Genomic DNA, 24,737 nt, shown 5'->3' with positions numbered 1-24,737 from the left:
ACACAGTGGAGTCTGATGAAGCGCACCTCACGCATCTACGTCACCACGCGCCGCGTCGCCCTCTGCGCCGTGGTGGTCCTGGCCGCCACCTCGGCCTCCGTCGCCGCCGCCGACGAGGCGGCGGGTCCGTTCGGGGTGACCGCGGTGGTGGGGAGCACCGCCGACAGCGCCAGAGTCGGGGCGCTGTTCAGCGCGGACAAGGCCGGCAGTCTGTCCGGCAACCACTTCTGCACCGCCTCCGTCGTGCACAGCCCGCAGCGGGACCTCATCGTCACCGCCGCGCACTGCGTCGACGGGGACGACGGCACGAACCTGGTGTTCGTGCCCGGCTACCGGGACGGGCTGGCGCCGTACGGGGTGTGGAAGGTCGGCAGGCGGTACCTGCCGGACGGCTGGTCGCACGGCCAGGACGAGGACAGCGACGTCGCCTTCGCCGCCGTGGACGAGCTGGCCGGCAAGCGCGTCGAGGACGTCACCAAGGCCAACCGGTTCGCCACCGGCGTCGCCACCGGGGCCACCGCCGTGACCGTCATCGGGTACCCCGACTCCCGTGAGGTGCCGATCAGCTGCACCAACAGGCCCCTCTCCCACAGCTCCACCCAACAGCGCATCGACTGCCCCGAGTTCACCGGCGGCACCAGCGGGAGCCCCTGGGTGAACGGCGACCACGAGGTGGTCGGGGTGCTGGGCGGCCACGAGCAGGGCGGCGCCACGGCCGACACCTCGTACAGCGTGGTGCTCGGGAGCGAGGCCGCCGAGCTGTACCGGGACGCCACCGGCCGGTGACACGGCGTCATGCGCGCCTTCTTGCTGTGAAATAGCGCCACTCTCAGCCGAAATGGCGTTGAACAGCCCTGGCATGGGGGAGGGTTGGGGGGTGCGGAAAGTATGGGTGATCGGTGGCGCGGCGGTCGGCCTCGGGCTGAGCTTCGTCATGCTGCTCGTCGTCGGGGTGTACGTCGTCGCCGGTAACCTCCTCAACGGGGTCGACGGGGCCACCAAGAACCTGGCGAAGGGCGCGGTGCCGGCCGCCTACTCGGCCCTCGTGCAGAAGTGGGGCAACCTCTGCCCCGCCCTCAACCCCGCCCTGCTCGCCGCCCAGCTGTACCAGGAGAGCGGCTTCAATCCGAAGGCGCAGAGCGCGGCGGCCGCGCAGGGGATAGCGCAGTTCATCCCGGGGACGTGGGCCACCCACGGCATCGACGGCAACGGCGACGGGGTACGGGACGTATGGGACCCGAATGACGCGATTCCGTCGGCCGCCTCCTACGACTGCCAGCTCGCCTCGTACGTCAAGGACGTCCCCGGCAACGTCTCCGACAACATGCTCGCCGCGTACAACGCGGGGGCGTACGCGGTCATCAAGTACAGGGGTGTGCCGCCGTACGCGGAGACCCAGAACTACGTCAAGACGATCACGACCCTCGAGGACAGCTTCGCCGCGCCGGTCAGCCGGCTCTCGCCCACCAAGCAGGCCGCCGGTGCCATCACCTACGCCCAGAACAAGCTCGGCACCCCCTACCTCTGGGGCGGCAACGGCACAGCTCAGGACGGTGGCCGGTTCGACTGCTCGGGGCTGACGAAGGCGGCGTACGCGAGCGTCGGGATCACCCTGCCCCGGGTCGCCAACGACCAGTACAACGCCGGTCCGCACCCCTCCCGCAGCGAACTGCTCCCGGGCGACCTCGTCTTCTTCTCCACCGACCTCTCCGACTCCCGGGCCATCCACCACGTGGGTATCTACGTCGGGGGCGGGTACATGATCGACGCGCCGTACACCGGGGCCGTCATCCGTTTCGACCCCATCGACTCGGCCGACTACTTCGGGGCCACCCGGGTCACCGAAGATGGCGCGAAAGCGCTCCCCACCACGGTGTGAACTGAGCGTGAAACCCACCCCTGAGCTGCGGCTTCGTGTCTCTCTTCGATAACGTCTGCGTGATCATTCGGTGGAGGGTGGAACGTAGGGGCGTAGGCCGTGCGTTCCTGTTGACGTAGCCGACCACGGGGGTGGCACGAGCGACGCACACCGGGTGCGTCCCGGAACGACGACGAAGGGGCCGCAGCACGATGGCTGTACTCGCCGAATCCGGATCCAACCCCGACGTCGACCTGCTCTACGACATCAACGGCCTGGCCAAGGACGCACCGCACTGGTTCGACCGGGTCATGGAGTTCGTCGGGGAGTACGGGCTGCTGGTCGCGATGGTGCTGCTGGTGGTGTGGTGCTGGTGGACCGTACGGCGCCGCGGGGACGACGACGCCCCCGCCACCCTGGCCGCGCTGGTCTGGGCGCCGCTCGCCGCCGCGGTCGCCGTCCTCGTGAACGTTCCCATCCGCGGCTTCGTCGAGCGCCCCCGGCCGTTCCTCACCCACCAGGGACTCGACGTCCTGATCTCCGGCAAGACCGACTACTCGTTCGTGAGCGACCACGCGACGATCACCATGGCGCTGGGGGTCGGCCTGTTCGTCGCCCACCGCAGGCTCGGGCTGGTGGGCATAGCGCTGGCACTGGCCGAGGGCTTCTGCCGGGTGTACATGGGTGTCCACTACCCGACGGACGTGGTCGGCGGCTTCGCCCTGGGCACGGCGGTCGTCCTCCTCCTGTCCCCGCTGGCGACGGCTCTGCTGACACCGGTGCTGAAGGCGGTGGAGTCGTCTCCGAGGGTGGGGTGGATCGTGCGGCGCCGGTCAGCGACGGTGGGACTGGTGCCGGGGGCCCGTACGGCGATGGAGCCCACGGACCGGGACCTGGCGGCGTAGGGGGTTCCACCCACCTGCCCGCACCCAGGACGTGCCCCAGTCGCTCCCCCCCTACAACCCCTGCGGATAAGAGAAGAACCTCTGCGGGTCGTACTGCTTCTTCACCTTGCCGAGCTTCGTCACCGCGTCCCCGTAGTACGCCTTCTTCCAGCCCGTCAGCGTCGGGTCCGTGTAGTTCTGGTACGCCGCGCCGGAGGCGTACGGCCTCATCGCCGCGTGCGCCGAGTTCAGCCACGCCTGCCCCGTGCTCCCGGAGGACCCGGAACCCCACGACACTATGTACTGCGCCAGCATCCGCGACCGCCGGTGCACGAACGCCGTCGCCGTCGGCGAGACGCGGTTCACCGCCCCGCCGAGCGCCGTGAACGCGATGCTCCCCGCGCCGCCCCGCACCGCACTGATCTGCCTGAGCACCGTCTGGATGCCGGCCGCCGACAGCGAACGGTCGAAGAAGTCGGAGCGGGCCGTGTACGTCTCCCGGCCGAGCCTGCCCTGCGGGGAGCGCCCGGGCGTGGAGCCGGGCAGGTGGCACTGGGGCTCGGTGGCGAAGGAGGAGCAGCCCGCGTAGATCTCCATCACCTCCTCGTAGGCGTGGCGGCGCAGGGACACCGAGGAGGCGTTGGCGCCCGCCTTGTGGGCGAGGGCGTCGACCGCGTTCTGCAACTCGCCGTAGGTGCCCATCGAGAAGCAGGCGACCGAGACGCGCGGGTTGCTGCCGGAGTTCTCCAGGTGCAGGGAGGACCAGATCTCGTCCGGCTGCGAGGGACCCCACTCCTGCCAGGCCTTGAGGACCTGCGCGGCCTTCGACCACGGCCAGGTCAGGTATGCCGTCACGCCCTGCGGGGTCGGGTGGGTTTTGAACTGGAGCTCCGTGACGACGCCGAAGTTGCCGTTGCCCGCGCCGCGCAGCGCCCAGAAGAGGTCCTTGTCGGTGCTCGCGTCGGCGACCACCTGCGTGCCGTCGGCGGTGATCAGCGTCGCCCGGGTGAGGCTGTCGCAGGTCAGCCCGTACGCCCGGGACGCGACCCCGTGGCCGCCGCCGAGCACCAGGCCGGAGACGCCGACCGTGGGGCAGGAGCCCGCCGGGATGGTCACGCCCTTGGCGGCGAGCGCCCGGTAGACGTCGATCAGTTTGGAACCGGCGCCGACGACCGCCGTGCCGCCGCCGACGCGGATGCGGTTGAGCTTGGAGACGTCGAGGATCAGCCGGCCGTCGCCGGAGGAGTAGCCCGCGTAGGAGTGGCCGCCGTTACGGATCGCGATCTTCAGGCCGTGGGCCTGGGCGTAGGAGAGGGTGGTGCGGATGTCGTCGGCATGGGCGACGTACGCGACCGCCGACGGCTTCAGGGTGTCGAAGCGGGTGTTGTAGAGCTGGTGGGCGATCGTCCAGTTGGCCTCGCCGGGGCGTATCAGGGTGCCGTCCAGGGCGCGTGCGAGAGCGGTCCAGTTGGCCGCCGCCGCTGCGCTGGTGGTCTTCAGCGCCGTACGGGAGGATGTGGACGCGAGGGGCGCGCCGCTCGTCAGCGCCGTGCCGGCCCCGCCCGAGCTGCACCCCGTGAGTGCGGTCGCCGCGATGGCGGCTGCCCCGCCCGATATGAAGGTGCGCCGTTCCATGCCCGTGCCTTTCGTCGGCTGTCCTGGATCGAGACGGCGTCCGTCGCACACGGGTTCCCGTCCGGTGTAACGAACGCTGTGACGTCGTAACGGCTGTGATGGCGAACGCCGAAGACTTGTTCGCTTAACCCGGCGGTTGGGACCTGCACGTGCCCTCACCGTGAGCGTTCCGTGACCTAACCAGGCCGACGGCAGGGGTTCACCCTCCGTTCACTTGTGCCCATCGGCGGCTTCACCTGTTCTGCCTACTTTCGGCCGTACGCGATGCGGTGAGCGGTCGTAGAAACCCAGTCGGGGAGCCCTCACTTCGTCACCACTACTTCGCACGCCGCCGAAGGTGGCGCCTCTGGAAGGAACTCCCGAAAGTGAAGCTTCAGCGCAAGAACCGGCTGCGCGTTCTGTCTCTCGGTGCTGTCGCCGTCACCGGTGCCCTGACCCTTACGGCGTGCGGCTCGGACGACAACGGCAGCAGCAGCGGTTCGAGCAGCAACCCCTCGACCTCCGCCAACGCCAGCTCCATCAAGTGCGACAACGCCAAGGGTCAGCTGCTCGCCGACGGCTCCTCCGCGCAGAAGAACGCGATCGACGCCTGGGTGAAGAACTTCTCGCAGGCCTGTGGTGTCCAGATCAACTACAAGGGCTCCGGCTCCGGCGCCGGTGTGACCGCCTTCACGCAGGGTCAGGTCGCCTTCGCCGGTTCCGACTCCGCGCTCAAGCCCGAAGAGGTCACCGCCTCCAAGAAGGTCTGCTCCGGCGGCCAGGGCATCGACCTCCCGATGGTCGGCGGCGCCATCGCGATCGGCTACAACGTCCCGGGTGTCGACAACCTGGTTCTGGACGCGCCGACCCTCGCGAAGATCTTCGACAGCAAGATCACCAACTGGAACGACGCGGCGATCAAGAAGCTGAACCCGACCGCGAAGCTCCCGAACCTGAAGATCCAGGCGTTCCACCGCTCGGACGAGTCGGGTACGACGGACAACCTGACCAAGTACCTGATCGCCTCCGCCCCGAGCGACTGGAAGTACTCCGGCGGCAAGGCCTGGCAGGCCAAGGGCGGCCAGTCCGCTCCGCAGTCCGCGGGTGTCGCCCAGCAGGTCAAGCAGACCTCCGGCGCCATCGGCTACTTCGAGCTCTCCTACGTCTCGGACGGCATCAAGGCCGCCAGCATCGACACGGGCGCCAGCAAGCCGGTCGCCCCGTCCACCGCGTCCGCCACCGCCGACATCGCGGCCGCCCAGGTCGTCGGCACCGGCAAGGACCTGTCGCTGAAGCTCGACTACAAGACCAAGGCCGAGGGCGCGTACCCGATCAGCCTGGTCACCTACGAGATCGCCTGCGACAAGGGCAACAAGGCCGACAGCCTCCCGGCGACCAAGGCGTTCCTGCGCTACATCGCCTCCGAGGACGGCCAGAAGGTCCTCTCCACGATCGACTACGCCCCGATCCCCGACGAGATCATCGCCAAGGTCCGTACCACCGTCGAGGGCCTGAGCTAAAGATCCGCGAGTGCGGCCGAGTCCCGCGAGGGGCCCGGCCGCACCGTCCGGTGCACCGCCGCCCGGAGTCGTACGCCCGCCCCCGAAGCCGGGACGTGCGGCTCCTCCGAGCCGCCCGTGAGGGCGACTCCGCAGACCGGAGAACCCGATGGACATATCGACGCAGACGACAGACGCCCCGCCTCCCCTCCCACAGCCCGGCGTTGCCGAGCAGAAGCGCAACGCCCGCGGCGCCACCCGCGCAGGTGACCGGGTCTTCCTCGGTCTTTCCCGCGGTTCCGGCGTCCTGCTGCTGGTGATCATGGCCGCGATCGCGGTCTTCCTCACCTACCGCGCCGCCCTCGCGATCAGCCGCGACCACAGCAACTTCCTCACCACCTTCGAGTGGAACACCAACCTCATCCCGCCGAGCTTCGGTATCGCGGTCCTCGCCTTCGGCACGGTGGTCTCCTCGATCATCGCCATGGCCATCGCCGTCCCGATCGCCGTCGCCATCGCGCTGTTCATCACGCACTACGCGCCGCGCCGGCTCGCCGGACCCGTCGCCTACGTGATCGACCTGCTCGCCGCGGTGCCGTCCATCGTGTACGGCCTGTGGGGCGGGCTCGTCCTCGTGCCGCACATGACGGGCCTGTTCAGCTGGCTCAACGACTTCTTCGGCTGGACCGGGGTCTTCTCCTGGGACGGCGGCGCCCCGCGCTCGCTGCTCACCGTGGCCATCCTGCTCGCGATCATGATCCTGCCGGTCATCACCAACGTGAGCCGCGAGGTCTTCCGGCAGGTCCCGCAGATGCACGAGGAGGCCGCGCTCGCGCTCGGCGCCACGCGCTGGGAGGTCGTCCGCATGTCGGTGCTGCCCTTCGGGCGCTCCGGCGTGATCTCCGCCTCGATGCTCGGCCTCGGCCGCGCCCTCGGCGAGACGATGGCCGTCGCCACCGTGCTCTCCCCGGACTTCGACATCCACGCCAGCCTGCTCAACCCGGGCGGCGGCACCTTCGCCCAGAACATCGCCAGCAAGTTCGGTGAGGCGACCTCCGACGGCCGTGACGCGCTCATCGCCTCCGGTCTGGTCCTGTTCGTCATCACCCTGCTGGTCAACGGTGCGGCCCGGATCATCATCCAGCGCCGCGCGGAGTACTCGGGGGCCAACGCATGAGCACCGCAGCAGTCGCCGACAAGCGCCCCAGCACCCTCCAGGGCGCCAGCCTCCCCAAGTGGTCCCCGTACGCCATCATCGGCGGGTCGATCGTGCTGGGCGTGGTCATCGGTCTGGTGGCCGGCCTGGACAGCAAGATCCAGTGGGGTCTGATCGCCGGCCTCCTCTACGTCCTCGGCACCTACGGCATCGCCGCCAGGGTCGAGGGCAGCCGGCAGGCCAAGGACCGCGTCGCCACCTCCCTCGTCTGGGTCGCCTTCGTCGTCGCCGTGGTCCCGCTGGTCTCCCTGCTCTGGGTGACCATCTCGCGCGGCGTGAAGGTCCTGGACATCTACTTCCTCACCCACTCCATGGGCGTCGTCGCCGACTCCCAGCCCGGCGGTGGCGCCTACGCGGCCATCATCGGCTCTCTGGAGCAGGTCGGTCTCGCCACCCTGATCGGCGCCCCGATCGGTATCCTCACCGCGGTCTACCTCGTCGAGTACGGACGCGGCCGGCTGGCCAAGTCCGTCACCTTCTTCGTGGACGTGATGACCGGTATCCCGTCGATCGTCGCGGGTCTGTTCATCCTCAGCATCATGCTGATCTTCGACATGCAGCCGTTCGGCTTCGCCGGATCGCTGGCCCTGGCCATCCTGATGATGCCGGTGGTCGTGCGCTCCACCGAGGAGATGCTCAAGCTCGTCCCGAACGAGCTGCGCGAGGCGTCCCTGGCGCTCGGCGTGCCGAAGTGGCGCACCATCCTGAAGGTGGTCCTGCCGACCTCCATCGGCGGTATCACGACCGGTGTCATGCTGGCCGTGGCCCGTATCGCGGGCGAGACCGCCCCGGTTCTGCTGCTGGTGTTCGGCAACCCGTTCATCAACAACAACCCCTTCGAGGGTGCGCAGTCGTCGCTGCCGCTGTTCATCTACCAGCAGTACGCGAACAGCGCCGGTGCCAACGCGGCCTACGACCGGGCCTGGGCGGCCTCGCTCACGCTGATCGCCTTCGTGATGATCCTGAACCTGGTGGCCCGCGGCATCGCCCGCTGGAAGGCCCCGAAGACCGGTCGCTGACCGGCCTCACAGCGACCGACCGTCTGGAAGTGAAGAAGTAATGTCCAAGCGAATCGACGTCAGCGGGCTCACCGCCTTCTACGGCTCCCACAAGGCCATCGACGACATCTCGATGAACATAGAGCCGCGCACCGTCACGGCGTTCATCGGCCCCTCCGGCTGCGGCAAGTCGACGTTCCTGCGCACGCTGAACCGCATGCACGAGGTCACCCCCGGCGGCCGGGTCGAGGGCAAGGTCCTCCTCGACGACGAGAACCTGTACGGCGCCGGGATCGACCCCGTGTCGGTGCGCCGTGAGGTCGGCATGGTGTTCCAGCGCCCGAACCCGTTCCCCACGATGTCGATCTTCGACAACGTGGCCGCGGGTCTGCGGCTGAACGGCAACTACAAGAAGAGCGAGCTCGGCGACATCGTCGAGAAGTCGCTCAAGGGCGCGAACCTCTGGAACGAGGTCAAGGACCGCCTGAACAAGCCCGGGTCCGGGCTCTCCGGTGGTCAGCAGCAGCGTCTGTGCATCGCCCGCGCGATCGCGGTCGAGCCGAAGGTGCTGCTCATGGACGAGCCCTGCTCCGCCCTCGACCCGATCTCCACCCTCGCCATCGAGGACCTGATCGGTGAGCTGAAGGAGCGCTTCACGATCGTCATCGTGACGCACAACATGCAGCAGGCGGCGCGTGTCTCGGACCGTACGGCCTTCTTCAACCTGGCCGCCGTCGGCCAGCCCGGCAAGCTGATCGAGATCGACGAGACGGAGCGCATCTTCTCCAACCCGTCGGTCCAGGCCACCGAGGACTACATCTCGGGCCGCTTCGGCTGAGCCGAGGTATCCACCGACCCCTCGCGGTGCTGCATGGCGGTGCCACCGCGAGGACGCAAGAGGGCCCGCCCCTGGCTCCCGGGGGCGGGCCCGTCTGCGTCGTGCGTCGGCTGCGGGCCGCGCAGTTCCTCGCGCCCCTACAGCACCGTCAGGTAGATGATTCCGTAGGCCGCCGCTGCGACCAGGGCCGCTGCCGGCATCGTGATGAACCAGCCGAGGACGATGTTCTTGGCCACGCCCCAGCGGACCGCGTTCACGCGCTTCGTCGCGCCGACGCCCATGATGGCCGAGGTGATGACGTGGGTCGTGGAGATCGGCGCCTTGAAGAGGTACGCCGTGGTGAACATGATCGACGCACCCGTGGCCTCGGCCGCGAAGCCCTGCGGCGGGTCGAGTTCGATGATCTTGCGGCCCAGGGTGCGCATGATGCGCCAGCCGCCCGCGTACGTGCCCAGGGAGAGCATCAGCGCACAGACGATCTTCACCCAGGCCGGGATCGGGTCGCCGTACGTCTCGTGGCCGGAGATCACCAGGGCCATGACCACGACACCCATCGTCTTCTGGGCGTCCTGGAGGCCGTGCCCGAGGGCCATGCCGGCCGCGGAGACCGTCTGGGCTATCCGGAAGCCGCGCTTCGCCTTGTGCGGGTTGGACCGGCGGAACAGCCACATGATGGCCGTCATGACCAGGTAGCCGAGGATCAGCCCGACCACCGGCGACAGGAACATCGGGATGATGACCTTGTCGACGACGCCGTTCCAGAGGACCTCCGTGCCCCCGGCCAGGGCCGCGCCGACGAGCCCGCCGAACAGGGCGTGGGAGGACGAGGACGGCAGGCCGAAGTACCAGGTGACCAGGTTCCAGACGATCGCGCCGACGAGCGCCGCGAACAGGATGCCCATGCCCTTGGAGCCCTGCGGTGTCTCGATCAGGCCCTCGCTGACCGTCTTGGCGACGCCGGAGCCCAGGAAGGCGCCCGCGAGGTTCATCACCGCGGCCATCGCGAGCGCCGCCCGCGGGGTCAGGGCCCGCGTCGACACCGAGGTCGCGATCGCGTTCGCCGAGTCGTGGAAGCCGTTCGTGTACGTGAAGAAGAGCGCGACCAGGATGGTCACGACCAGAGCGAAGGTGTCCATCGACGCCTCAGGACTCCTTGACGGCGATGGTCTCCACCGTGTTCGCCACGTGCTCGAACGCGTCCGCCGCCTCTTCCAGGACGTCCACGATCTGCTTGAGCTTCAGCACCTCGATCGCGTCGTACTTGCCGTTGAAGAGGTGGGCGAGGAGTTTGCGGTGGATCTGGTCGGCCTGGTTCTCCAGACGGTTGATCTCGATCCAGTACTCGGTGAGGTTGTCCAGCGTGCGCAGGTGGGGCATGGCCTCGGCCGTCAGGTCGGCGGCCCGTGCCAGCACCTCGATCTGCTGCTCGACGCCCTTCGGCAGTTCCTCGACGTTGTAGAGGACGACCAGGTCGACGGCCTCCTCCATGAAGTCCATGATGTCGTCGAGGGAGGACGCGAGGGTGTAGATGTCCTCGCGGTCGAACGGCGTGATGAACGAGGAGTTCAGCTGGTGGAAGATCGCGTGCGTGGCGTCGTCACCTGCGTGTTCCGCTGCCCGCATACGCTCTGCGATCTCGGCCCGGGCAGACGCGTCCGCCCCGAGCAGTTCCATCAGGAGCTTCGAGCCGGTGACGATGTTGTCCGCGGAGGCGGCGAACATGTCGTAGAAGCTCGTCTCCCTGGGGGTCAGACGAAAGCGCACGTGGGGTCCTCGGTATGCATGGGTTTCGGTCAGGGTGATGCTAAGCGCATCATCCGGCCACGGCTAATGGGCCGCCGTCCAGTTTCGCCCATCGGGCATTTCGATCAGCACGGGGGCGCCCCGAGGGCCCTATACCCAGCAAAGTTCGTTACCATATACCCACCAGGGGTATGTGTCTCGACGAAGGGGAGGACGCGATGACGACCACCGAGGCCGGCGCCGTGACGCCCTCCGGGGGCGGAGAGCCGACGACCACGCACGGCTACCACAAGCAGAAGGACGAGCACCTCAAGCGGCTGCGCCGGATCGAGGGCCAGATCAGGGGCCTGCAGCGCATGGTCGACGAGGACACCTACTGCATCGACATACTCACCCAGGTCTCGGCCTCCACCAAGGCCCTGCAGTCCTTCGCCCTGCAACTCCTGGAGGAGCACCTGCGGCACTGCGTCGCCGACGCCGCCGTCAAGGGCGGGGACGAGATCGACGCGAAGGTGGAGGAGGCCACGAAGGCGATCGGCCGCCTGCTGCGGACGTGACCGCGCGGGGCGGTGGAGCTAGTCGGCCTCGCGCTCTTCGGCCACTCTCAGCACCTCGTCGATGCTCTCCAGGCTGAGGCGGTCCTCGGCGGCCGACGCCGCGATGATCAGCTCTCCGCACAGCTCGATCTCGGCGAGGGCCACGTGGTCCTGAACCGCCGTACCGCCGACCGGAGCCACGCGCATCACCTCTTCTCTGCCGTCACCGCTTCCTAGAGTAGGCAGCGGTCTACACAACGCGCATGGCACGGACGGGCTAGTTCACAGGTTGTACAGAGCCGATCCCGGACTAGTGCGGCGGCTGGTTTTCGGCGATGCGGCCCGCGTAGATGTCCCGGGAACGCGGCAACTTCACGTCCACGGGGGTGCCGAAGTCGTACAGCAGCGTGGTCGAGGCGACCGCGACCGTGCCTTTGCTGGTGTCGTTGACGAAACTGAACCGCTGCCTGAGCTTGCGGATCCGGCCCTGGTCGTCGAGGTACACGTCGAACGGGACCTCGGCGGTGGCGAACCCCTTCGCCGCGGCGGCGAGGGCCGGCCGGTTGCCCGGGGAGGCGGCCTGGGCCGCGACGGCCAGATCGGCGGTGCCCCGGTAGTGCCGGACCTCGGCGCCCGCGACCTCCGTCCGCCCGACGTAGGTCGCCGTCCGCGTACCGCGCAGCAGCTCGGCCGCCGCGAACGGGTCGGTCGCGCCGCCGGTCACCAGGTTGCCGTCGGAGAGGGAGGCGGTCTCCACCCGCACCCATTTGTCGGCCGGCACCCCGGCGCCCCGGTTCTTCATGAACAACGCGCCCGGTGCGAGGAGTTCGGTGATCGGACGGTGCTCGGGGGTGCCGGTGGGGTCCTGCGGGAGTACGACCGTGAGCCTGCCGAGCTGCCGGCCGTAGTCGTAGACGCCCCGGCCGCGGATGGTGACCCGGGTGCCGCCGGTCGCCATCTCCATCGACGTCGTCGCCCTGGACGTCCGGGCGTTCAGCAGGACGTCCGCCGCGTGTTCGAGGACGGTGACCGGGTCGCCCGGCGGGCCGCTCGCGCCTTCCGCCGTGGCGCCGCCGCAGCCGGTGGCGCACGCGCCGAGTCCGACCACGAGGCCCACGGTGACGGCCGTCTTCCCAGCGCGCCTGTGCTGCCGCCGATCCATCGCTGCCTACCCCCACCGGTACGTCCGTCGCGGGCCGCCTGTCGTTCCGGTTAACGAGGGGTGGGTGGGGCCGTCACGCATGCCTGAGCTTTACCGGGCATGGGTAACGTTGTCGGTGTGGCGCAGGAGGACGGTTCCGGACGGGCCCTGCAGAGGGCGGAACACGAGGCGGACACGGTTGAGCAGGGGCGGTTCTGTTTCGCCCGGTGCACGTGTGGGTGGCGAGGACCGGCACGGCGGGCGAGAAGCCTGGCGCGTACGGATGCGGAGGGGCACCTGGCCGGGGGGTGAGGTACGGGCCGCCCCGTGCGGCGGGTGACACAGGCCACAGGAACTCCCCGGTCGCCGCGGAGAGAAGTGGTCGTGAGGGAACCAGAGAACGATGTGCGCCGCCGTGTGCGCGAGGGGGACCGCGAGGCGTTCGCCCAGCTGTACGAGGAGTTCGCCCGCGCCGTGTACAACCACGGGCTGCGGCTGACCGGCGACTGGTCGATGGCCGAAGAGATCATGTCCGACACGTTCCTGACCGCGTGGCGGACCCGTGCGCGGGTGCTCGAGGACGGCGGCTCGCTGCTGCCCTGGCTGTTGGGCATCGCCACCCACAAGGCGGACAACGCCCGCCGGGGACAGCGCAGGCGCCAGCTGTTCCTGGCGCGTCAGCCGCAGCCGCGCGCGGAGGAGGACTTCGCGCCCCGGACGGTCGGGCGCCTCGACGACGCGCGGCGCCTGCGTGCCGTGCATGCCGCCCTGGGCCGGCTGCGGCGCCAGGAACGCGAGGTGCTGGCCCTGTGCGTGTGGTCCGGCTTGGACTACCAGCAGACGGCAGAGGCCCTGGGCATCGCCGTCGGCACCGTGCGCTCCCGCCTTTCGAGGGCCCGCAAGAAGCTCGCCCGCCTCGCGGAAGAGGACCGGGAACCACCCCTCACCCGCGGAGAGATGACAAGTGCGGCCGCGATCGCGGCCCTGCCCGTACGGGAGGAGCTCACATGAACGACGGCGACCGGGACGAGATCGCCCGCCTGCTGCCGGCCCCGGCCGACCAGGACCTCCCGCGCGAGCAGCACCTTCGTCACAAGGAACTGCTGATGCACCGCATCGACCAGGAGATCGCCCAGGAGACCGACCGGAGGACCGACCGGGAGCGGGCGACCCGTACCCGCCCGGCCCGTCGGCTGCTGCGGCCCGCGCTGCTGGCCCCGGCGACCGCCCTGACGCTGGCCGGGGTGGTGGCTGCGGGGGTCGCCCTGAACGGCAACGGCACAGGACCCGTCGGCACCTCGTCGCACCGTGCGGCCACGGACATGCAGCCCGTCGCGGCCCTCCTGGGCCGGATCTCCGACGCCGCCGGGGAGCGCCGCACGCCCCGCGTGCGGGACGACCAGTTCGTCTACACCCGGGAGAAGCTCCAAGGGGCCGATCTGACCAGTGGGAAGGCCGTCATGGGCCCCCTGGCGGAACGGGAGTCGTGGTCCGCCCAGGAACCGGGTCCGCTGCGCAGGCTCGGGCTGGTCCGGGAGAACGGCGAGACCCTGCCGGTCAACGCCCAGCTCGGTGACACCGACGGCACCCCGGCCGGCCTCGGCCGGCCCACCTACAGCTGGTTCAGCACGCTGCCCACCGACCCGGACAGGCTGCTGACCTACTTCTACGCGCACACCCCGTTCGCCGAGGGCCGGGGACGGGACCAGGCGGTGTTCGAGCAGATCGGGTCCCTGCTCGGCGGGATGATGCCGCCCGCCACTGCCGCCGCGCTCTACCGGGCCGCGGCGAAGATCCCCGGTGTCACCGCGGCCCCGCAGGCGCATGACGCGATCGGACGGCGTGGGCTCGGGATCGCCCGCGACGACACGCGTTACGGAGTGCGGACCGAGTGGGTCTTCGACAAGAAGGACTACTCGTTCCTCGGGTCCCGCAGCTACCTGATCAAGGACCGGTCGTACGGGAAGGCGGGGACGTTGCTGTCGAGTGAGGCGGAGTTGGAGGTCGCCGTCGTGGACAAGGCGGGGGAACGGCCCTGAGCCCCCCGCCCCTTACGGGGCGCTGATCAGCAACTCGTCCACCAGTTCCGCGTCCCTCGGCTGCGTCAGGCGTTGCCGGGCCTGGGCCGGGCGCAGCCACAGGATGCGGTCCACCTCGTGGTTCGGGGTGAAGTGGCCCTCTGCCGCCTCGGCCGCCCAGTAACGGACCTCCTTGGGGCGGCCGTTGGCGTAGTAGAGGGCGGTGGACAGTTCGCTGCCGGGCGACGCCGTGTAGCCGGTCTCCTCCCGTACCTCGCGCAGCGCGCCCGTGACGGCGTCCTCGCCCCGCTTGAGCTTGCCCTTGGGGTGGGACCAGTCGTCGTACTTGGGGCGGTGGACGAGGCAGACCTCGAGCTCGCCGTCGACCGGCGAGCGGCGCCACAGGACGCAGCCCGCCGCGAGTACCGGGGCGTCGTTCACACGGCCTCCAGCGGCTGCTCCTGCCACGCCTGCTGGAAGGCGAAGCGGGCCGCCTCCACCTCGTGCCGCTGGTCGGCGTGGAGGACGCCGAGGGCGTAGGCGGTCGCCGGGGCGATGCGCGGGGTGCGGGCGGCCGCGGCGGCCGCCGCGGCGGCCTCGGAGGCGTCCCGGTGCCGGTTCAGGGCCTGGCCGGCCGTGAGCAGCCGGACGTCCACGGGAGCGCCCTGGCCGCACAGCACCTCGCGGGCGTACCGGTGCAGGCGCAGCAGCAGGCGTACCTGGTGCCAGGGGCCGTCCTGGGGGTGCGGGGACGGGTCCGGGGACAGGCCGTGGACGAGGGCCTCCGCGTTGTAGGGGTGGCCGGCCGTGACCAGCGGGAGGGCGGCGATGGCGTCGGTGAGGCGTTCCTCGGCGGCGGCCGCCGGCGGCCGCAGGTCGGCCGTGGGGGCCGCGGCCGTCAGCGGGACCTCGCTGGCCAGTACCGCGACCTTGTCGGCGACCGCGTGGAAGCGGGAGGAGCCGAGCGCCTGGAGGGCCGTGGAGTGGGCCCGGGTGCGGGCGAGGGTCAGCTGGCGGTCCAGCAGGGCGCCCGCCTTGGCCGCGCCGACGGTGAGGTTGCCGCGGTCGGTCGTGACCTCCGAAGTGGCCTGGCTGGGCAGGGCGGTCGAGCCGGAGAGCCGGTGCAGCGCCAGCAGCAGCCGTTGCAGTCTGGCCTCGTACGCGTGCTCAAGCCCCAACGTGCCCGACAGCCAGGCGAGTTCGGGGCGGATCTCCTCCGACCAGTCGGCTTCCAGGAGCGGGCGGAAGGTGTGCAGGCTGCCGCTGATGCGCCGGGCGGAGCGGCGCAGCGCGCGGGCCGCGTCGACGGACTCCTCCGCCGCGCCCGCCGCCGTACCGGTCTCCCGGTGCAGCCGCAGCGCGCGGAGGAACTCCGTGGCCTGGGCGCGCAGGTAGCCCGCGAGGGCGTCCCCGCTGACGGCCCGGGCCGTGGGGTCCGTCGGTTCAAGGTGTTGCTGTGCCACGCCGGCGCCTCCGGGCGTCTATGAGCATCTCCTGGATGTTGCGCAGCGGCTGTCCGTCGGCGTCGGTCGCGTGCCGGGTCCATTCGCCGTCCGGGCCCAGGTGCCAGGAGGAGGTGGAGTCGGACATGCCGGTTTCCATCAGCCGGGTGAGGGCTGCCCGGTGGGCCGGGTCGATGACCCGGACCAGGGCCTCTATCCGGCGGTCGAGGTTGCGGTGCATCATGTCGGCGCTGCCGATCCACACCTCGGTTTCGCCGCCGTTGCCGAAGGCGAAGACCCGGGAGTGTTCGAGGAAGCGGCCGAGGATCGAGCGGACCCGGATGTTCTCCGAGAGGCCCGTGACACCGGGGCGGATGGCGCAGATGCCGCGCACCCAGATGTCGACCGGCACGCCGGCCATGGACGCTCGGTAGAGCGCGTCGATGAGCGCTTCGTCGACCATCGAGTTGGCCTTGATGCGGACGAAGGCGGGGCGGCCCGCACGGTGGTGCTGGACCTCCTTCTCGATCCGCGCGATCAGTCCGTCGCGCAGCGACTTGGGTGCCACCAGCAGGCGGCGGTACGTCTCCCGGCGGGAGTAGCCGGAGAGGCGGTTGAACAGGTCGGACAGGTCGGCGCCCACCTGCGGGTCGGCGGTGAGCAGCCCGAGGTCCTCGTACAGGCGCGCCGTCTTCGGGTGGTAGTTGCCGGTGCCGACGTGGCTGTAGCGGCGGAGCGTGTCGCCCTCCTGGCGCACCACCAGGGACAGCTTGCAGTGCGTCTTCAGGCCGACGAGGCCGTACACGACGTGGCAGCCGGCCTCTTCCAGGCGCTTCGCCCACTTGATGTTGGCGTGCTCGTCGAAGCGGGCCTTGATCTCGACCAGGACGAGGACCTGCTTGCCTGCCTCGGCGGCGTCGACGAGCGCGTTGACGATCGGGGAGTCGCCGGAGGTGCGGTACAGGGTCTGCTTGATGGCGAGGACGTCCGGGTCCTCGGCGGCCTGCTCGACGAAGGCCTGCACCGAGGTGGAGAAGCTGTCGTACGGGTGGTGCAGCAGCACGTCCCGTTCGCGCAGGGCCGCGAAGATGTCGGGCGCGGACGCGGACTCGACCTCGGCGAGGTCGCGGTGGGTGCCCGCGATGAACTTGCGGTATTTCAGCTCCGGCCGGTCCAGGCCGGCGATCCGGAACAGGCCGGTCAGGTCGAGCGGTCCTGGCAGCGGGTAGACCTCGGCCTCGCCGATCTTCAGCTCGCGCACCAGCAGGTCGAGGACGTCGCGGTCGATGGACTCCTCGACCTCCAGGCGTACCGGCGGCCCGAAGCGGCGCCGCATGAGCTCCTTCTCCAGGGCCTTGAGGAGGTTCTCGGCGTCGTCCTCCTCGACCTCCAGGTCCTCGTTCCTGGTGAGCCGGAAGGCGTGGTGCTCCACGACCTCCATGCCCGGGAACAGCTCCTCCAGGTGGGCGCCGATGACGTCCTCGATGGGGACGTACCGGCCCGGGCTGCTCTCCAGGAAGCGGGACAGCGACGGCGGCACCTTCACGCGGGCGAAGTGCTTGTGGCCGCTGACCGGGTTGCGGACCACCACGGCCAGGTTCAGGGACAGGCCGGAGATGTACGGGAAGGGGTGCGCCGGGTCGACCGCCAGCGGGGTCAGGACCGGGAAGATCTGGTGCCGGAAGAGCGTGAAGAGCCGTGCCTGCTCCTTCTCGGTGAGCTCGGCCCAGCGGACCAGGTGGATGCCCTCCTCCGCGAGTGCGGGGGCGACGTCCTCGTGGTAGCAGGCGGCGTGCCGGGCCATCAGCTCACGGGAGCGGGCCCAGATCATCTCCAGCACCTCGCGCGGCTGGAGGCCGGAGGCGGACCGGGTGGCCACACCGGTGGCGATACGGCGCTTCAGGCCCGCCACCCGGACCATGAAGAACTCGTCCAGGTTGCTGGCGAAGATCGCCAGGAAGTTCGCGCGCTCCAGCAGCGGGGTGTTCGGGTCCTCGGCGAGTTCGAGCACCCGCTCGTTGAACGCCAGCCAGCTGCGCTCCCGGTCGAGGAACCGGCCCTGCGGCAGCTGGGGCCCGTCGTACGGTGACTCCTCGTACGCGTCGAGGTCGGCGTCGATGTCGGGTTCGAGGTCGGAGACCGCGGCGGCCACCGTGTGCGGGCGGTGCGCGGCTATGGAGCCCACGGAGGGCTGGGCGTGCTGAACCTCGGCTGCCTGGGCGTTCTGCTGACTCATGACACCATTCTTCCGCGCCCGGGGCGTGACAGGCGCGTCGGAACGTGCGGGTGGGAGGTGGACGACCCCGTTTCCCGCGAACCCCTCGGGGGGCGGCGAAGGCTCTGGCACGGCGGGCTTCATTGACTGAGCGTCGCAAGTCCGTCTGAACCAATGGTTACGAAGACATGGCGTGCGGGATAGCGGGGAGCGGCCCACGGACGTCCGTGCTCGCCCCGCGCAGGCGTCGGGGTTCACGAAAGCGACGATCCCGTACACCTTTCCCCCGACAGAGGGACGCACGGGACCGACGGTCCCCTCCGCGGGCCGGCCGGCGCACCCGCACCGTACGACGCCCGGGCGCCCGGCGCGCCCCCGCTCACGCGGGGGACGTCAGACGGCCCTTGAGCACCCGGAAGGAACAGAGCACGGCGAGGACGGCGACCGTGAGGACGATCGCGGTCTCGGTGAGGTGGAGCGGCCAGTAGTGGGACGCGGGGTGGTAGGCGGCGAAACGCCCGTGCACGTCCGACCCCTCGTTCACCAGCCAGACGCCGTCGGGGAGGTCGAAGGCGTGCGGCCCGGTACGGGTGTCGGTGGGCCACAGGTACGGGCGGTAGTACGTCAGCACGGAGTTGAACAGCCACATCGCCCCGGCCGCGGTCCCCAGCGCGGCCAGCGCACGGCCCAGCAGCAGCGCGGCGAGCGTGCCGACGGCGAGTGCGCACAGGGCGTACGCCACCACCAGCGGCCCGCGGGCCGCGAACACGGAGGCGGAGGTCCAGTCCTGCGTCCGGTGGGCCGAGGAGGCCCAGCGGAAGACCAGCACGAGGACGGTGCCCCCGACGGTGAGCGCCGCCGCGGGCAACGCCAGCTTGGCGGCCAGCCAGCGGACCGGGGTCACGCCCTGGGTCCACGCCAGCTGTGCGGTGCCCGACTCCAGTTCGCGGCCGATCAGGGCTCCGCCCGCGAAGGCGGCGACGCCCACGAAGCAGTAGCCGATCAGGGTGCAGGCCCACTCCAGCTCGGTGGCGAAGCCGATCAGGACGGTCGACTGCCCGCAGGCGCCGAGGCACGGCAGGCCCTGCGGGCCCCGCTCCTTCGCCGTGACCTCGGTCAGCCACACCAGCCAGCCGCACATCCCCGCCACGAACAGGATCCAGATCAGCAGGGCCGGGCGGTGCAGCCGCAGCACGGTCCGGGGGAGCCCGGCCGGTGTCGGCGCGGTCATCCCCGGGCCGCCTTTCCGGTCAGGCGGCGCAGCACCAGGTAGCAGCCGAGGGTGAGCAGGGCAGTGACGGCGAGGAGGAGGGCCGTGGCGGTCAGCTGGAGCGGCCAGTAGTGGGCGTAGGGGTGGTAGGTGACCTGGTAGTGGGCCGCGTTCCCACCCCGGCTCACCGTCCAGGAGTGGGCGGGCGCCCCGCCGTAGCCGTGCCCGCTGCGCCCCAGCGTCGGCCACAGATGGGGCAGCACCAGCAGGGTCGCGCCCCAGATCACGGCCGTCAGCAGCAGGCCGAGGCCCAGCGCGGGCAGCGTCCGCCGCAGCAGCAGCCCGGCCAGCGCGCCCGCCGCGAGCCCGGCCAGGGACAGGGCGACGAGGAGGGGGCCGCCGGTGTGGAAGGTGCCGACGTCGTACCACTCCTTGGCGCTGTGGATACGGCCCCGGCCCGCGGCCCAGGCCAGCTCGTGCAGCCAGGCCAGCAGGCCCGACCCCGCCGCGACGAGGGCGGCCGGAGTCGCCAGCCGCACGGTGAGCCAGCGGACCGGGGTGCTGGACTGGGCCCAGGACAGCTGGGCGGTGCCGGATTCCAGCTCCTTGCCGAGGAGCGATCCGCCCGCCCAGGCGCCGGTGAGCAGGGGCACCGCGGCCGCGGCCAGGGTGGCGTAGTCGTACCAGTCCTTGTAGCGCAGGATCGCGTCCTGGTCGTACGAGCACTTCTCGGTGATCCCGCACTGGTCGACCTGCCGCCAGCCTTCGGCCGCCGCGTCGGCGAACGGGCCCTGCAAAAGGATCAGCAGGACTGCCGTCAGCAGGACGAGGGCCGTCCAGGCGTACAGCGCGGGGCGGTGCAGGCGCAGCAGCCAGCGGGTCAGGCGGGGCCCGGCGGTGGGCGCGGGTGCGGACAGGGTGGTCACGCGACGGTCTCCTCGGTCGGGACCAGGGCCGGGGCCTCTGGGTTGCGGAGGTGGGCGAGGACCAGCTCTTCCAGGGTGGGGCTGCCGGTGTGCCAGTCGCCGGGCAGCGGGCCGGACGGGCGGACCAGGGCGCTGAGCCGGCGGCCGGTGGTGCGGGACTCGACGACGGTGTGCGGGTCGAGCGGGGTGTCGGCGGGGGCGCTGACCCGGCTGTGGGCGGCCAGCAGGTCGTCGATCTCGCCGGCCAGCCGGACCCGGCCGCCGCCGATCAGCAGCAGGTGGTCGCAGGAGTCCTCCAGTTCGGCGACCACGTGCGAGGACATCGCGATGGTGGTGCCGTGCTGGGCGGCCTGCACCATCAGCACGCCCATGAGTTCGTGCCGGGCCAGCGGGTCGAGGTCGGCCATCGGCTCGTCGAGGAGCAGCAGCTCGGGCCGCTTGCCGAGGGCGAGGGCGAGGGCGACGCGGGTGCGCTGGCCGCCGGAGAGGGTGCGCACCTTGGACCTCGGGTCCAGTTCGCCGGCCGTCACGATCCGCTCGGCGGCCGCCGCGTCCCAGCGCTCGGGGTTGAGGTCGGCGCCCATCCGGAGCGTCTCGGCGACCGTGAGCTGCGGGTACAGCGGCTTGTCCTGGGCGACGTAGCCGACCCGGGTGCGGGCCCCGGCCGGGGTGGTGCCGAGGACGGTCAGCCCGCCCTCGGTGGTGCCCAGCAGACCGGCGGCGAGAGCGAGGAGCGTGGACTTGCCCGCTCCGTTGGGGCCGACGACGGCACAGACCCGCCCCGCGGGCAGCCGGAAGGTGCAGTCGCGCAGTGCCCAGCTCCCGCGCCGGCCGAACCGCTTGCCCAGTGCCGAGGCCGCTATCGCGGTGTCGGTCATCAGTTGTCTCCCTGAAAGTGCTTTTCCAGTACGGCGGTGAAGAGTGCGGCCACGTCGTCGCGGTCCAGGCCGGCCTCGCGGGCCCGGGCGGCCCAGTCCTCCAGCTCCCCGTGCAGGGGGGACTCGGCCGGTGCGGTGCCCAGGGCGCGTTTCACGAAGGTGCCGAGGCCGCGCCGGGCCTCGACCAGCCCTTCGCGCTCCAGCTCCCGGTAGGCCTTGAGGACGGTGTTGGGGTTGATGGCGGTGGCCTCGACCACCTCGCGGGCGGTGGGCAGTCTGTCTCCCGGCTGCAGGTGCCCCAGGCGCAGGGCCTGCTTGGTCTGCTGGACGATCTGGACGTAGGTGGCGACGCCGGAGCGCCGGTCGATGCGGTACTCGACCACTCGTACAACCACCCTTTCACTAATTGAGTAGTGAAAGGGTGGTGGAAGGGTGCCCGGAAAGTCAAGGCGGGATCCGTGGACGACTGCGCGCGGGGCTGACGCGGGCATGATGGGAAGGGCGGCGGCTCACGTGCCGGGCGGGCGAGACGAGGAGACGGGCATGGACAACCCCTTCCGCGACGGAGGTCCGGCCGAAAGGGCCATGCCCTGGCTCTCGGCGGCCGTCGTCCTCCTCCTCGCCGCGGCCACCCTGGCCGGCGGCGCCGCACCCCTCGTCAAGGCACTCGCCGCGGCGGTCGCCGTCGCCGTGCTGGGCCGGTCCGCCCGCCTGATCGGACGAGGGCGGCCGCGGGGCCGGTGACCTGCGCTCACGTCTCCGTGCGATACATCAGGTCCGTCTCGTGGGTCGTGAAGCCCAGGCGTTCGTACACGGCCACCGCCGGGGTGTTGTCCGCGTCGACGTAGAGCATCGCCGTCGGCAGGCCGCGTCCGGCCAGGTGGCGCAGGCCGATCGTGGTGAGGGACTTGCCGAGGCCGCCGCCCTGGGCGGCGGGGGAGACGCCGAGGACGTACACCTCGCCCAGGCCCTCCTCCTCGTGCACCTTCGTCCAGTGGAAGCCGAGGAGTTCGTCCCCGCGCTCCGCCAGGAAGAAGCCGGCCGGGTCGAACCAGGGCTGGGCCTTGCGGTCGTCCAGGTCGCGCTGGGTGAGTGAGCCCTGTTCGGGGTGGTGGGCGAACGCGGCGGCGTTCAGGGCGAGCCAGGCCGCGTCGTCCTTGCCGGGCACGAAGGCACGGACCGTCACGCCCTCCGGGAGCTTCGGGTCGGGCAGGTCGAGGTCCGTCAACGGACGGCGCAGCTGGCGCAGTTCGCGGAACAGGGTGAGACCGAGGACCTGGGCGAGGTGACGGGCCGCCGAGTGCCCGCCGTGCGCCCACACCCGCAGCCGCTTGCCGGTCGCGGCCAGTAGCGCGCTGCCCAGGGCGCGGCCGTGTCCGTGCCCCCGGTGGGACGGGTGGACGACCAGTTCGGCGGCCGGTGCCTCCACCGGGTCCGTGTCCTCCAGCTGGGCGTAGCCCACGAGTTCGCCGCCGACGGTGAGGAGCAGATGGGAGACGCCGTCCCGGGCGCCCCCGCTCAGCTGGAGGCGGCCCTGCTCGGACACCGGCTGCTGGCCGTCGGCCCGCGCGGCCTCCGTGAGCAGCGCGAGGACGGCTTCGGCCTGGTCCTCGGTGAGCGCCGAGCAGGTGTCGACGGAGCGGGAGTACATGGGCTGCCGTGCGGTGTCGTCGCTGGTCATGCGTACGAGGGTACGGGGCCGCGCGGACAAAGTGGGGGCACGGCGGAAGGTAAAGGGCAGGGCAAAAGGCAACCAGGATGTAACCATGAACCCCCTGTTGCGCTACGCGCGTTGACCCTAGGCTGCGCCGGACCGGGCCACTTCTCAGCAGACCCACAGGGGGGTTTCATGCCGGCCACTTCCCGCCCGTCCAGACGTCGTGCCTACGCCTTGTTCGCGTCCGCCGCCGGGCTCGCCACCGTCGCCGCGCTGGCGACCGCGCTGCCCGCCGACGCGCACTCCGGCAGCGGACACTCCGGCAGCGGACACGGCCACCCGCGGCCGAGCCGCTACCAGGACGTCCAGCTGCTCTCCTTCAACGACCTGCACGGCAACCTCGAACCGCCGTCGGGCTCCTCCGGCCGGGTCACCGAGACCGAGGCCGACGGGACGACGAAGACGATCGACGCCGGTGGTGTGGAGTACCTCGCCACGCATCTGCGCCAGGCCCGCGAGGGCCACCCGTACTCCGTCACGGCGGCCGGCGGTGACATGGTCGGCGCCTCCCCGCTGATCTCCGGGCTCTTCCACGACGAGCCCACCATCGAGGCGCTGAACAAGCTCGACCTGGACGTGACGACGGTCGGCAACCACGAGTTCGACGAGGGCGCGAAGGAACTCGCGCGCCTCCAGAACGGCGGCTGCCACCCCACCGACGGCTGCTACACCGACAAGCGGTTCAAGGGCGCCGACTTCCCCTACCTCGCCGCGAACGTCCTCGACGAGAAGACGCAGCAGCCGATCCTCAAGCCGTACTGGGTCTGGCAGAAGAAGGACGTGAAGATCGGGTTCATCGGCGTCACCCTGGAGGGCACGCCGGGCATCGTCTCCGCCGACGGCGTCAAGGGCCTCGCCTTCAAGGACGGGGTCGAGACGATCAACAAGTACGCCAAGGTGCTCCAGCGCCAGGGCGTCCAGTCGATCGTGGCGCTGGTCCACGAGGGCGGCTTCCCGAGCTCGTCGTCGTACAACTACGACTGCGACTCGCCGGGCGCCGGTGACGGCATCTCCGGTCCGATCGTCGACATCGCGAAGAACGTGACCCCGGCGGTGGACGCCCTCGTCACCGGCCACACCCACACCGCGTACGTCTGCACGATCGACGACCCGGCCGGAAACCCGCGCATGGTCACCTCGGCCGCCTCCTTCGGCCGCCTGTACACCGACACCACCCTCACGTACGACCGCCGCACCGGCGACATCGCGCGTACGGCCGTGCGGTCCGCGAACCACGTGGTCACCCGGGACGTGGCCAAGGCGCCCGACCTGACCCGGCTGATCAGCAAGTGGAACACCCTCGCCGCCCCCATCGGCAACCGCCCGATCGGCTACATCTCCGCCGACGTGGCCAACACCGGCACCGAGTCCCCGATGGGCGACCTCATCGCCGACGCCCAGTTCACCTACGGCAAGGAATTGGACCCGGAGACCGACCTGGCGCTGATGAACCCGGGCGGGGTACGCGCCGGCCTCACCTACGCGGCCAAGGCCGGTGAGGGCGACGGGGTCGTCACCTACGCCGAGGGCTTCACGGTCCAGCCGTTCGCCAACACCGTGAACCTGCAGAACTTCACCGGCGCCCAGCTGGTCCAGGTGCTCAAGGAGCAGGTGAGCGGCGGCAACGCGGCGGCCCCGAAGATCCTCCAGCCGTCGCGGAACCTGACGTACACCCTGGACCTGACGAAGACCGGCGCGGACCGCGTCGTCAGCGACTCGATCCGCCTCGACGGCAAGGTGATCGACCCGGCCGCCACCTACCGCGTCGCCACCAACTCCTTCCTCGCGGGCGGCGGCGACGGCTTCACCACCCTCGGCCAGGGCACCGACGACCTGGTCGGCACGGACGACCTGTCCGCCCTGGCGCAGTACCTGACGGCCAACTCCTCGGCGACGAGCCCCCTGGCGCCGCCGGCTGCGAACCGGATCACGATCGTGCAGTAGTCACACGGAGCAGACTCACCGAGGGCCCGGTACGCGCGCAGGCGCTGCAGCTCGCCCGCC

General features: G+C 70.7%; 26 protein-coding genes. 13 read left to right on the top strand and 13 right to left on the bottom strand.

The annotated features are described in order from the left end of the window. Positions 1–15 precede the first annotated feature (15 nt). From ABZ646_RS08030 to ABZ646_RS08020, 3 genes are all read left to right on the top strand, one after another. The gene (locus ABZ646_RS08030; RefSeq protein ID WP_360514285.1) at positions 16–786 is read left to right on the top strand and encodes a trypsin-like peptidase domain-containing protein; all 771 of its coding nucleotides are present in this window, start codon (positions 16–18) and stop codon (positions 784–786) included. Between the two features lie 73 nt (positions 787–859). After that, positions 860–1,879 (top strand): bifunctional lytic transglycosylase/C40 family peptidase, encoded by a 1,020-nt coding sequence (locus ABZ646_RS08025; RefSeq protein ID WP_360514282.1) that lies wholly within the window; start codon positions 860–862, stop codon positions 1,877–1,879. Positions 1,880–2,070: 191 nt separating this feature from the next. Next, the gene (locus ABZ646_RS08020; protein WP_360514279.1) at positions 2,071–2,763 is read left to right on the top strand and encodes a phosphatase PAP2 family protein; all 693 of its coding nucleotides are present in this window, start codon (positions 2,071–2,073) and stop codon (positions 2,761–2,763) included. 51 nt (positions 2,764–2,814) lie between these two features. Here ABZ646_RS08020 and ABZ646_RS08015 read toward each other — a convergent pair whose 3' ends face one another. Then, positions 2,815–4,377: an FAD-binding oxidoreductase gene (locus ABZ646_RS08015; protein WP_360514276.1), complete on the bottom strand. Its 1,563-nt coding sequence runs from the start codon at positions 4,375–4,377 to the stop codon at positions 2,815–2,817. A 365-nt stretch (positions 4,378–4,742) separates the two neighbouring features. On the opposite strand from ABZ646_RS08015, the gene pstS reads away from it, so the two are divergent. The 4 genes from pstS (at position 4,743) to pstB (ending at position 8,907) form a co-directional block, all read left to right on the top strand. Further along, on the top strand, positions 4,743–5,876 hold the full coding sequence (gene pstS / locus ABZ646_RS08010; RefSeq protein ID WP_360514273.1) for a phosphate ABC transporter substrate-binding protein PstS: 1,134 nt from the start codon (positions 4,743–4,745) through the stop codon (positions 5,874–5,876). 148 nt (positions 5,877–6,024) lie between these two features. Further along, positions 6,025–7,032, top strand: a complete 1,008-nt coding sequence (gene pstC / locus ABZ646_RS08005) for a phosphate ABC transporter permease subunit PstC (protein ID WP_360514270.1) — start codon at positions 6,025–6,027, stop codon at positions 7,030–7,032. Beyond that, positions 7,029–8,090 carry a phosphate ABC transporter permease PstA gene (pstA, locus tag ABZ646_RS08000; protein ID WP_360514267.1) on the top strand — a complete coding sequence of 354 codons (1,062 nt, stop codon included), beginning with the start codon at positions 7,029–7,031 and terminating at the stop codon, positions 8,088–8,090. The genes pstC and pstA overlap by 4 nt, the downstream gene beginning before the upstream one ends. A 40-nt stretch (positions 8,091–8,130) precedes the next feature. Beyond that, positions 8,131–8,907: a phosphate ABC transporter ATP-binding protein PstB gene (gene pstB, locus ABZ646_RS07995; protein ID WP_132892120.1), complete on the top strand. Its 777-nt coding sequence runs from the start codon at positions 8,131–8,133 to the stop codon at positions 8,905–8,907. Positions 8,908–9,044: 137 nt separating this feature from the next. On the opposite strand, the gene ABZ646_RS07990 is transcribed toward pstB, so the two are convergent. Continuing rightward, positions 9,045–10,043: an inorganic phosphate transporter gene (locus ABZ646_RS07990; protein WP_360514263.1), complete on the bottom strand. Its 999-nt coding sequence runs from the start codon at positions 10,041–10,043 to the stop codon at positions 9,045–9,047. Between the two features lie 7 nt (positions 10,044–10,050). Then, positions 10,051–10,671 carry a DUF47 family protein gene (locus ABZ646_RS07985; protein WP_360251577.1) on the bottom strand — a complete coding sequence of 207 codons (621 nt, stop codon included), beginning with the start codon at positions 10,669–10,671 and terminating at the stop codon, positions 10,051–10,053. Positions 10,672–10,868: 197 nt separating this feature from the next. Between ABZ646_RS07985 and ABZ646_RS07980 the strand changes: the two genes are divergently transcribed. Next, positions 10,869–11,207 carry a metal-sensitive transcriptional regulator gene (locus tag ABZ646_RS07980; protein WP_360514260.1) on the top strand — a complete coding sequence of 113 codons (339 nt, stop codon included), beginning with the start codon at positions 10,869–10,871 and terminating at the stop codon, positions 11,205–11,207. Positions 11,208–11,225: 18 nt separating this feature from the next. Here the strand turns inward: ABZ646_RS07980 and ABZ646_RS07975 are convergent, their stop codons facing one another. Both ABZ646_RS07975 and ABZ646_RS07970 read right to left on the bottom strand, forming a co-directional pair. Then, positions 11,226–11,393: a hypothetical protein gene (locus ABZ646_RS07975; RefSeq protein WP_360514257.1), complete on the bottom strand. Its 168-nt coding sequence runs from the start codon at positions 11,391–11,393 to the stop codon at positions 11,226–11,228. 103 nt (positions 11,394–11,496) lie between these two features. Then, positions 11,497–12,348: a hypothetical protein gene (locus ABZ646_RS07970; protein ID WP_360514254.1), complete on the bottom strand. Its 852-nt coding sequence runs from the start codon at positions 12,346–12,348 to the stop codon at positions 11,497–11,499. Between the two features lie 99 nt (positions 12,349–12,447). On the opposite strand from ABZ646_RS07970, the gene ABZ646_RS07965 reads away from it, so the two are divergent. The 3 genes from ABZ646_RS07965 to ABZ646_RS07955 all read left to right on the top strand — a co-directional run bounded on the left by ABZ646_RS07965 (position 12,448) and on the right by ABZ646_RS07955 (position 14,366). Next, positions 12,448–12,639 carry a hypothetical protein gene (locus tag ABZ646_RS07965; RefSeq protein ID WP_360514251.1) on the top strand — a complete coding sequence of 64 codons (192 nt, stop codon included), beginning with the start codon at positions 12,448–12,450 and terminating at the stop codon, positions 12,637–12,639. A 93-nt stretch (positions 12,640–12,732) separates the two neighbouring features. Next, positions 12,733–13,338 (top strand): RNA polymerase sigma factor, encoded by a 606-nt coding sequence (locus tag ABZ646_RS07960; RefSeq protein WP_360514303.1) that lies wholly within the window; start codon positions 12,733–12,735, stop codon positions 13,336–13,338. Next, complete coding sequence (locus tag ABZ646_RS07955) at positions 13,335–14,366, top strand: CU044_5270 family protein (protein WP_360514248.1); 1,032 nt, start codon at positions 13,335–13,337, stop codon at positions 14,364–14,366. Before ABZ646_RS07960 ends, ABZ646_RS07955 begins: the two co-directional genes overlap by 4 nt. Positions 14,367–14,378: 12 nt before the next feature. On the opposite strand, the gene ABZ646_RS07950 is transcribed toward ABZ646_RS07955, so the two are convergent. The 7 genes from ABZ646_RS07950 to ABZ646_RS07920 all read right to left on the bottom strand — a co-directional run bounded on the left by ABZ646_RS07950 (position 14,379) and on the right by ABZ646_RS07920 (position 21,399). Then, a complete protein-coding gene (locus tag ABZ646_RS07950; RefSeq protein ID WP_360514245.1) occupies positions 14,379–14,786 on the bottom strand; it encodes an NUDIX hydrolase in 408 nt (135 codons plus the stop codon). Further along, complete coding sequence (locus ABZ646_RS07945) at positions 14,783–15,808, bottom strand: CHAD domain-containing protein (protein WP_360514242.1); 1,026 nt, start codon at positions 15,806–15,808, stop codon at positions 14,783–14,785. The genes ABZ646_RS07950 and ABZ646_RS07945 overlap by 4 nt, the downstream gene beginning before the upstream one ends. Continuing rightward, the gene (locus ABZ646_RS07940) at positions 15,789–18,146 is read right to left on the bottom strand and encodes an RNA degradosome polyphosphate kinase (RefSeq protein WP_360514239.1); all 2,358 of its coding nucleotides are present in this window, start codon (positions 18,144–18,146) and stop codon (positions 15,789–15,791) included. Before ABZ646_RS07940 ends, ABZ646_RS07945 begins: the two co-directional genes overlap by 20 nt. A gap of 235 nt (positions 18,147–18,381) precedes the next feature. Further along, positions 18,382–19,233, bottom strand: coding sequence for a hypothetical protein (locus ABZ646_RS07935; RefSeq protein ID WP_360514236.1), 852 nt, complete (start codon positions 19,231–19,233; stop codon positions 18,382–18,384). Then, a complete protein-coding gene (locus tag ABZ646_RS07930) occupies positions 19,230–20,138 on the bottom strand; it encodes an ABC transporter permease (protein WP_360514233.1) in 909 nt (302 codons plus the stop codon). Before ABZ646_RS07930 ends, ABZ646_RS07935 begins: the two co-directional genes overlap by 4 nt. Continuing rightward, positions 20,135–21,016, bottom strand: coding sequence for an ABC transporter ATP-binding protein (locus ABZ646_RS07925; protein WP_360514230.1), 882 nt, complete (start codon positions 21,014–21,016; stop codon positions 20,135–20,137). Before ABZ646_RS07925 ends, ABZ646_RS07930 begins: the two co-directional genes overlap by 4 nt. After that, positions 21,016–21,399, bottom strand: coding sequence for a GntR family transcriptional regulator (locus ABZ646_RS07920; RefSeq protein ID WP_360514227.1), 384 nt, complete (start codon positions 21,397–21,399; stop codon positions 21,016–21,018). Before ABZ646_RS07920 ends, ABZ646_RS07925 begins: the two co-directional genes overlap by 1 nt. A gap of 160 nt (positions 21,400–21,559) precedes the next feature. Here ABZ646_RS07920 and ABZ646_RS07915 point away from each other — a divergent pair, with 160 nt between their 5' ends. Then, entirely contained in the window at positions 21,560–21,760 is a 201-nt protein-coding gene (locus ABZ646_RS07915) for a hypothetical protein (RefSeq protein ID WP_360514224.1), read from the top strand. A gap of 7 nt (positions 21,761–21,767) precedes the next feature. On the opposite strand, the gene mshD is transcribed toward ABZ646_RS07915, so the two are convergent. Beyond that, positions 21,768–22,697 carry a mycothiol synthase gene (mshD, locus tag ABZ646_RS07910; protein ID WP_360514221.1) on the bottom strand — a complete coding sequence of 310 codons (930 nt, stop codon included), beginning with the start codon at positions 22,695–22,697 and terminating at the stop codon, positions 21,768–21,770. A 168-nt stretch (positions 22,698–22,865) separates the two neighbouring features. On the opposite strand from mshD, the gene ABZ646_RS07905 reads away from it, so the two are divergent. After that, on the top strand, positions 22,866–24,677 hold the full coding sequence (locus tag ABZ646_RS07905; protein WP_360514218.1) for a bifunctional metallophosphatase/5'-nucleotidase: 1,812 nt from the start codon (positions 22,866–22,868) through the stop codon (positions 24,675–24,677). Positions 24,678–24,737: the final 60 nt, after the last annotated feature.

This window comes from Streptomyces sp. NPDC007162 (assembly GCF_040634175.1).
Taxonomy (GTDB): domain Bacteria; phylum Actinomycetota; class Actinomycetes; order Streptomycetales; family Streptomycetaceae; genus Streptomyces.
This window is presented reverse-complemented; position numbering and strand designations above follow the sequence as displayed.